We start from the raw sequence: 7,651 nt of genomic DNA, 5'->3' as shown, positions 1-7,651 counted from the left end.
CCGCTTCCTCGCGATAAGCAATCTTATGCGCAGCTCGCCATAACAGCGCCCAGGCGTCGGCATAGGCGTCGTAGATCGCGATCTGCTCGCGCGTCAGTTCATGCCGCAGGATGTCATATTCGACGCCGGCGAAGCCGAGCGCGCGGGCGGTGTAGAGGCCGAGCGCCTTCAGATCGCGAGCGACGAGCTCCATCGCGGCGATGCCGCCCTTGCGGATGCCGGAGATGAACTGCTCGCGGTTGCTGAAGGCGGTTTCCGGCCCCCACAGGCCCAGCCGCACGGCATAGGCGAGGTTGTTGACGTCGGAGGCGCCGGTTGCCGAGGCGTAGAGCACGCGCGCGCCGGGCAGATGGTTCTGGAGCAGGACCCCGGAGATGCCCTGCTGCGAGCCCTCCTTCTTGCCGAGCGCCCCTTCGCCGCCGGCGACGCCGCCCATCTCATGCGCTTCGTCGAAGCCGATCACGCCTTCGAAGTCGTCGCCTGCCCAGTCGATGACCTGCTGGAGGCGGCTGTGGTCACCGCGTGCCGAACGAAGCGTCGGGTAGGTGACGAAGAGCACGCCCTGCTCCAGCGGTATCGCCTGGTCGATCTTCCAGTTGGAGAGGGGCTGGATGTCGGCCGCGAGACCACCGAGCGCGGTCCAGTCACGCCGCGCGTCTTCGAGCAGCGCCTCGTTCTTCGAAATCCAGATGTTCCGGCGGCGGCCGGCGAGCCAGCTGTCGAGGATGCACGCGGCGACCTGCCGCCCCTTCCCCGCCCCGGTCCCGTCGCCGAGGAAATAGCCCATGCGATAGGCGCGGCCATCCTGCGCTTCCTCAAGGCCGACGCCTTCCTTGGCGGGCCTGAACTTCCCCGGTAGAAACTGGTCCCAGGCATGTCCCGCATAGACGACGGTTTCGAGCTGCGAGGCCGACAGCAGGCGTTCGGAGACAGTGCGTTCGGGGAGCCGCGGCACATAGGCCGGGATCGGCGCCGCGATCGAGCCCATCGCGACGGATTCGACCAGGGCAGTCGGATGTTCGCCGGCGGCGTCGAAGGTGATCCGGCTCGGACGATAGGGAAGATAGACACCGACCTGGTCGAGCAGCGGCGCCGGCGTGTCGAGCGGCGCGTAGTCGACAGGCAGTACGTTGTTGCGCACCGGAGCGTGATAGGGCCGCGGCTGCGCGCGATTGCTCTTCATGGCGCGGAACAGCGAGGGGCTGCTCGATCGCTTGGGAGTCGGCGCCGATGGCGCTGCGAGGGTCGCGCGTTCGTGGATCGTGAGCGCGCCGATGAGCTCGCGGATGGAGGTGCGCTGGATCGTCGCGGGAATGGTCGTGCCGGGGACCTTGTCGATCTCGAACAGCCGGACCGCGATGCTGGTGCCGTGCTTCAGATAGCATTTCTCGAGCCGCACCGAGGTCCGCACGCTGACATCGCGCAGCGTGGTCTCGAAGAGATCGCGCATCCGGGCATTGGGTCCGAACCAGTCGGGCATGATTGCAACCAAACGGCCGCCGGCCTGCAGTCGGCGAAGGGCTGCCTGGAGATGTCGGACAGCGGCGTGTGCGTCCGCGCCCAGCCCGACCGACCGGGAGAATGGCGGGTTCATGAGGATCAGGCTGGGGCGCGCCGCTGCCGCCAGGCTCGAGTTGATCGTGGCGCCGTCGTGGCCAGTGACGGTCGCGTCGGGGAAGACATCGGCGAGACGCGCCCGGCGGCCCGACGCATATTCGTTGAGCTGGAGGGAGCCGAAGTCGCGGCAATGCGCCACGAGGAGCCCATTGCCGGCGCTCGGCTCGAGGATCACATCGTCGCTCTGGATATTGGCGAGGACAACCGCCACCGCGGCAAGATCGACGGGCGTCGAGAACTGCTGCCATTCGATCTGATCTTCGCTGCGAACGGTCTGGGTGGGCAGCCGGTCGAGCAGGTCGCAGGCCGCAATCACGTCATCGAGCGAGGTCAGCGGATAGGGACCGAACTGGAGGTGGTGGGCGAGCGCATGCTCGAGAATCTCGAAGCTGTCGCGCTGGGTCCAGAGCCCGTCCGCGTCGGTCCCGCCATAGCCTTCGATCATCGCCGTATTGAGGTCGGCCCGGGTGATCGGGTCCGTCGACCTGAGGCGGTCGATGAGAAGCGTGGCCGCGCGGCGTTCGGCCGCGGTGGCGGTATCGAAGAGATCGGACATGGTGGGGTCTCCGGACTGGCTGCCCCATCGGCAGCATCAATCCTTCGATCCCCCTTCCCTTTGCCCAGTCGCGCGGTGGTTGGCAGGGGCCGGCTACGCTATCGCGGAAAGCCTTGGGTTCGCCGACAGTTTCCGAACCAGTGCTATCGGGCGTCCCGGCCAAGCTGGCGGACGCAGTGCAGCCAGTGTTTCCGGTGTCCGCCACCCTTCTCGACGCCGCCGATGATCGAATAGCGAACGGGTGCGATGCCGACGAGGCGGAGCAGATTGCGGTCGAGGCTCTTGAGGCTATGGGCCCGGTAGAAGAACCGATGGAAAGGTGCGGGCATCCCCATCGTCACGATGATACGCGCCGACCAGCCACCGAGCAGTCTTGCTGGCTGATCAGGTTCGGTTTCATCGATCGCAAAGCCGGGCCGCATGACCTGCTCGAGGAAGGCTTTGAGGAGAGCGGGCACGTCGCCGAGCCAAAGCGGATAGAGGATCACGAGATGGTCGGCCCACCGAATGTCGATTTGCGCCGTGTGGATCGTGTCTACAGGATTGGCCTCGCGCCATTCTTTGGCCGAGCGCAAAATCGGAAAATCCAGGGACGCGATATCGATCCTGCGGACTTCGTGGATGCCTGCCTCGGCACCCGCCGCATAGGCATCCGCCAGCGCGTGAACGAAGCGCGCCCGATCAGTATCGGGGTGTCCATCGATGATCGCAATGCGTGCCATGCGCTCCTCCGGACATTGCCTTCCTCTCCCGCGTTGCCTCCGGCAATCAGGAAGTTTCCCAAGGTGCCGTGCCAATGCCAGGCTGCCGTTGGCGAGACCCTGGTCATCGCCGGCTCATCTCGAGAACCTTGGCCCAGTCCTTGACGCCCTTGGGGGGCATGGGGGTGATCGCGAGATCCGGCCTGGCGTAACGCAGGGCTGCCCGCTCTGCCGCGATCGCGCCTTCGGCATCGTTGTCGACGGCCAGGATCAGCGAGGTCAGCGATGACGGAAGCAGGAGCTGGTCGAGCCGGCGGGCTCCAAGGCTCGTCCAGCAAGGTATGTCGTGGAGGATGGTGAAGGCGCGCGCGGTTTCGAAGCCCTCGGCCAGCGCCAGCACAGGAACTGCCTGCCCTCCTCCCTGCCATGCGCCTTGCCCCGGCCGGCCGAGCATCAGCTTCATCCGATATCGGGCTGTCAACGGGTCGAGGAATATCCGCTGGACGGCAGTCAGGCGCCGCCCTTCCCGCACCGCGACCATCAGCGCAGGATGATAGGTCGTCCACGGCTTGGGCCGATAGGGGCAGCGCGGGTGGAAGCGCAGGTCATGGGTTACAGGCCAGAGATGTCGCAGGCGAAGATAGCGCTCGGCGAGCGTGCCCTCGAGAGGGAGCGCCTCGTCCCAGAGCCGCTCGGCGTTGCCGGACCGCGCGGTGGGCGTGTCGGTGTAGGCGAAGCGACCACGGCTCGGGACCCGCCGAAGCTCACGCAGAACATCTTCCCGGTCGCAGCCGGCAAAGCAGGTGACGAGAATACCCTGGTTGCCTTGGCGAATGGAGAGGCTGGGCGTGCTGTCGGCGTGGGCGGGACACGGACACATCGCGGTGCGTCCGTGCCAGGTTCCCCCGAGCGAGCCGACTAGATCGATGAGGTCCTGGGTTGGTCTGAGCGCGACAAGGGCCATTGGCAGTTCCTTTCGCGGCCCATGCTCCCCCTTGCCTCTCTGCCGGCTCACCTTATCCTGGGGCGCAGCTAACCGGCTTTGCGGGACGGTCGTTCTGCTCCTCTTGAAGAATCAAATCTTAAAAACGCCCAAGCGGAGCGCGGGAGCTTCATAGATTCATTGATTCTAAGATTCAGGGGCCGTTTAAGACGGTAAACCAATAGGTTGAGTGCTCTCCTTGTGAGGAGACGGGGGCTTCAGTGTGAGGGCTCGGGGGCGTCTGTGCGAGCCAGGGGGGGCTGGAGCCTGAGTGATCGGGGGACAATGTGAGTTCTCGGGGGACTCAGGCGAAACGGGCTAAAGAGCTGCCGGGAAATCCCTGAATCCCCGTATGTTTTTGCTTCGGGGAAGATCGCCGACATCGGAGATGCTCTTTTATGTGAGCGATTGGGGGATCGTGGCCGAGGCGTGCGGATCTTTGCGTGAGGTCTCGGGGGCGGCCCGCGAAAATGGGGCGTTCGAAATAAGGAATTTCTCCACCTTTATGTGAGCGATTGGGGGATGCCAAGAAAAGCCAATTAAACCAACATGATATGAAGATCTATATGTGAGTCGGCGGGGGTCACGCGCTGCGCGGCCCTGCTCGCCGCTTCGACGCGGCCACGCGACACGAATCTTTTATGTGAGTTTTCGGGGGAGTGATCGCGACTCGGCTCGGGAACGCGAGTCGCGTGCCGAGGGCTCGGCGGCTTTATGTGAGCGCTTGGGGGCTGGTGATCGCATGGGCCAACGACGTCTCTATGAGCGTCTGGGGGCACGTCTATGTGAGTGAACGGGGGGCGGTTCTCATTATGACAAGCTGATGGTATGCAACTCACATGAAGCTCGATTCGGACACCGTGGAAATCGAGGTTCCGCCTGACCTGGAGGGTCTGAGTCGGACGTTGCGGGTTGCTGACGTGATTCGCCGCCGCGACCTCGACTTTGTAAGTAAACCTGGGGAATTAGTCGAATCCGAGTTCGAGACGGGGTCGTTGAGTGCGGCCGGAAGAAAGGCTTTCGCACTGATGTTGCGGAAAGCGGGACCGGAAGCCGGCGAAGACAGCAAGACTTTCACGATCACCAAGAAGGAACTGCGCGGCTCGCACAAGGGTAACGAGCGCATCCAGCCGGTAATGGACGAACTGCTACGCGTGATCGTCCGTATCCGGACCACCTCGAAGAAGGGTAAGCCTGCGATCATGTCGCAGTCGCTGCTGTCGAGCTGCGTCGAGGAAATCTCCGAAGACGGCATGAGCGTCGTGGAGTTTCAGTTCTCAGAGAGCTTCAAGCGCGTGATCCAGCGTTCGGATTACTATGCGCGGGTGAACCTCGGGGTGATGCTTGCGCTCCAGTCGCGCTATTCGCTCACCTTGTACGATCTTGGCTGCCTGATCATCAATCGGCAGAACCGCGTCGTCAAAATGAACGTCGATGAACTGCGCCGACGCCTGGGTGTGCCCGACGGCAGCTTCAAGAACTTCGCCGAGTTTCGGCGTGACGTGCTCGTCAAATCGAAGGCGGAGATCGACCAGCTCGCCGATTTCATCGTGGAATGGGAAGAAATCCGGGGGTCCGGGCGCGGCCGGCCGGTCGAGGCGGTCAAGCTGACCTTCAGCCCCAAGGACCCTGTTGAGCAGGAAGAGACGGCAAAGGAGCTCGATCGGCCCAAGGTCGGACGCCGTGCCAGGCGCGATGGCAGCGTCGAGGAGGTCGCGGCCATTCCGGCGGCCGCCCCTGTGGCGGCATTGCCGTCGAGCAAGCCCTTCCCCACTGGATCGATGCATTTCTGCGGGGATCAGCGCCTGTTGACGATTGTGGCCGATTTCGGGGGCGGCTGGGACAAGGATCTGATCGCCGGGGCGTTTCGCGAGAAGATGGGCGACCGGCTCAAGACCCTGACGGGCGTGCCGCTCTACAAATCCTGGGAAGGCTTCTGCAAAAGTTTCGTCGGGCTTCGTGGCCGGCCTTAGGGATAGCCTGCCCTCCCCCGTTTCCTCACATAAAGCGAGACCGGGCCTATTCGGGCGCCCTCCCCTCCCCTTCGGCCAGATCGATCAGCGCCATGATCCCGTCCGGGAGGCTGAGGTTGCGGTCGTCGCACCAGCGCACGAGGCGGTCGCGCTCAGGAGGCGACAGGCGCATGCTGATATGGAGCGACCGGGCCGGACCGCGCTGGGGCTTGCGCTTGGGTGTGACGCCGAGATCGGCAGTAACCTGCGGAAAATAGTTGGCTGGGAGCGCCGATCCGGCGGGTTCGCGTTGGACTGGCGGCGTGCTGGCAGGTTTGGGCGCGGCTGTAGCGGCAACGAGCCCGCGGAGACGATCGGCGGGCGCTTCTGGCTGCTCCAGGCGCTGCCGTGTCGATCCGATGATGTCGCCCATGCTGCTCACGGCGGCTTTTTCTTCAGGCATCGACTGCCTCCTTGTTCTGAATTTCGCTGAGAATATCGGCGAGGACGCTTTGCGCGATGCGGCGCGCTTTCTCCGTCTTGGCGAGGTTGGCAGCTTCGACCTCAGCGAGGGTCATCCGGTAGTTCGACATGGCGCGAAAGGCGTCGAGGGTGAACATCTGGTCGGTGAAGGTCGGGAGAGCTTTCCTGATTTGACCGTCGATCTCCCACTCGGCTTTGGAGCGGGCCACCTGCCCTGTCTGGGTGATGAGCACGCGGTATGGGACGCCGCGGCACATTTTCTCGAGCATATCGCTGGTTTCGACGGTTCGCTCGAGATCGAGCCGCGATGACCGTGTCGGGATGACGACAAAGTCGGAATCCATAGCGGCATAGGCGGTCTTGAAGTTCGACGTTCCCTCGGAATCGACGACGACGAGCTGGGCCGCCTCGCGCGCTCGTCCGATCGCGGCACCGATATCCGAGTCCCGCAGCTGCGAGGCGTCCTCGACGGCGATGCGCGAGTCCCCTCCCCTGCCCGCTGCGATCCGATCCCGGTGCCAGTTCAACAGGCTGTTTTGACGGTCGGCGTCGAGCATGAACACCGAGCCGCCCAGTGCCTCGAATTCCGATGCGAGGGCAAGCGCAAGCGTCGTCTTGCCTGCTCCACCCTTGCTCTGCGCGATAGTGATGACTGGCACGAAATAGCTCCCTGTGGGTCGCGGGCGCGGCACCCATGTGACGTGGCACAGGCAGCGCGGCACAATTGATCTGCGCTTCTCATAGCGCCTGTGTAAGCGCGGTGCAAGGCGACCGCGCTACTGACCGCGCTGGGAATGGCACACGCGCAACAGCAAGCGCCGTTAGCAGCGAGAACGCAAGCGCCAGTAAACGCACAAGCGCACGCGCTGCGGCTCGCGATGCCGCACGCGCCAGCGCGCTGCGCCGCGCGAACGCTAGGCAGAGCGCAATCGCGGCACCCAGCGCGTTACAACACGCGGCACATAACGCGGCACAGGGAGAAAACGGCGGAAATCGGCCAAACCGCAGCACGCAACTCTCGCGTCGACGGCGTCTTCATCGCGACGATAGCTGGATCAAGAGCGGGACAGAAGGCGATCGATCTCCGCCATCTGCTCATCGAACGAGTCGAAAACCTGCCTGAGGCTTCGATCGGCAGGTGGGGGAGGGGGCTCCAATCGCGGTCGACCGCGCTGGGGAGAGGCATATCCGAATGCCACCGCGAGATCACCGGCCACGAAAACGCGCCAGGAACGACGCCGCGTGACTTCGACCAGCAACCCAGACCCGACACCGCGCTCGAGGAGCTTGCTCGCACCAGTTATAGGCCCAGTCGGCCCGAAGCTGCGATTTTGGCCAGGTTGAAGAACGAACACTGAAC

Annotated in this window: 6 protein-coding genes; 1 reads left to right on the top strand and 5 read right to left on the bottom strand. The window is 64.2% G+C overall.

The genetic code is table 11. The features are described 5' to 3' along the window. The 3 genes from AX724_RS10265 to AX724_RS10255 form a co-directional block, all read right to left on the bottom strand. A partial coding sequence (locus AX724_RS10265) for a strawberry notch family protein (RefSeq protein WP_197421539.1) occupies positions 1–2,173 on the bottom strand: 2,173 nt, incomplete at its 3' end. 143 nt (positions 2,174–2,316) lie between these two features. Continuing rightward, positions 2,317–2,895 carry an NAD(P)H-dependent oxidoreductase gene (locus AX724_RS10260; protein ID WP_066765950.1) on the bottom strand — a complete coding sequence of 193 codons (579 nt, stop codon included), beginning with the start codon at positions 2,893–2,895 and terminating at the stop codon, positions 2,317–2,319. 103 nt (positions 2,896–2,998) lie between these two features. After that, entirely contained in the window at positions 2,999–3,838 is an 840-nt protein-coding gene (locus tag AX724_RS10255) for a DUF7146 domain-containing protein (RefSeq protein WP_066765949.1), read from the bottom strand. Between the two features lie 857 nt (positions 3,839–4,695). Here AX724_RS10255 and AX724_RS10250 point away from each other — a divergent pair. Further along, positions 4,696–5,829, top strand: coding sequence for a replication initiation protein (locus tag AX724_RS10250; RefSeq protein ID WP_047867039.1), 1,134 nt, complete (start codon positions 4,696–4,698; stop codon positions 5,827–5,829). Positions 5,830–5,875: 46 nt separating this feature from the next. On the opposite strand, the gene AX724_RS10245 is transcribed toward AX724_RS10250, so the two are convergent. Then, entirely contained in the window at positions 5,876–6,271 is a 396-nt protein-coding gene (locus AX724_RS10245) for a hypothetical protein (RefSeq protein WP_047867038.1), read from the bottom strand. Further along, a complete protein-coding gene (locus AX724_RS10240) occupies positions 6,264–7,013 on the bottom strand; it encodes a ParA family protein (protein WP_231736626.1) in 750 nt (249 codons plus the stop codon). Before AX724_RS10240 ends, AX724_RS10245 begins: the two co-directional genes overlap by 8 nt. Between the last annotated feature and the right edge of the window lie 638 nt (positions 7,014–7,651).

Source organism: Sphingobium sp. CCH11-B1, from assembly GCF_001556865.1.
Classification (GTDB): domain Bacteria; phylum Pseudomonadota; class Alphaproteobacteria; order Sphingomonadales; family Sphingomonadaceae; genus Sphingobium.
Note: the sequence above shows the minus strand (reverse complement) of the source record. Positions and strands in the feature narration are given on the sequence as shown.

Bases quoted from the DNA above. Each gene is read 5' to 3' on its own strand.
- AX724_RS10260 (WP_066765950.1), bottom strand. From the start codon at position 2,895: ATGGCACGCATTGCGATCATCGATGGACACCCCGATACTGATCGGGCG.
- AX724_RS10255 (WP_066765949.1), bottom strand. From the start codon at position 3,838: ATGGCCCTTGTCGCGCTCAGACCAACCCAGGACCTCATCGATCTAGTC.
- AX724_RS10250 (WP_047867039.1), top strand. From the start codon at position 4,696: ATGAAGCTCGATTCGGACACCGTGGAAATCGAGGTTCCGCCTGACCTG.
- AX724_RS10245 (WP_047867038.1), bottom strand. From the start codon at position 6,271: ATGCCTGAAGAAAAAGCCGCCGTGAGCAGCATGGGCGACATCATCGGA.